Origin of the sequence: Halorubrum sp. Atlit-26R (genome assembly GCF_003666015.1) — an archaeon.
Lineage (GTDB): Archaea > Halobacteriota > Halobacteria > Halobacteriales > Haloferacaceae > Halorubrum.
On sequence record NZ_QPLT01000268.1, the window covers coordinates 1 to 640 of the forward strand.

Annotated in this window: 1 protein-coding gene; it reads left to right on the forward strand. The window is 58.9% G+C overall.

Annotation, left to right across the window (positions count from 1 at the left end; genetic code table 11):
• Positions 1–640: zinc ribbon domain-containing protein (locus tag DVK07_RS20510; RefSeq protein ID WP_147441292.1), on the forward strand; the 640-nt coding region annotated here is incomplete at both ends.

Here is a 640-nt window from a genome sequence, read left to right on the forward strand (position 1 = left end):
GGTGTCGATATTGGAGAAGCGTCACTAGTCACAGTGTGTCACCGCGACAACCACGGTTCTCCGACCGCTCCCGAACTGTGGGCCGACGAGGGCAAGACCGTTCGTCGGCTTCGTAAGGCCTATTTCACCGCCACGAAACGGCTTCAGGCGCGCGGAAGCGAACGTATCGCAGAGTCCTTCGGAGACGACCTGTGGAACCAGATCGACAATGTGTTCCACCGGGTCACCCACGAAGTCGTGGAGTACGGCGAGTCCATCGAGAACCCCGTGCTCGTTCTAGAAGACTTGACCCACATCCGGGAGTCGATGGACTACGGCGAGTATATGAATCGGCGTCTCCACGGATGGGGATTCGCCAAACTCCATGCGCAGATACGGTACAAGGCCGTCGAGAAGGGTATCCCCGTTGAGACGGTGAACCCGCGCAACACGTCGAAGGAGTGCCATGCGTGCGGTGAGGTAGGATACCGTCCGCGACAGGCGACGTTCAAGTGTACGAACGACGCTTGCTGGTTGGGTGAGTATCAAGCGGACGTGAACGGCGCGGTGAACATTGCTGATCGCTACCTCAGTGGAGAGAGCCGTTCAAGAGAACACACGGATGGCGATGACTCAGCTGAGGATGGGGGGCGTTTGACCG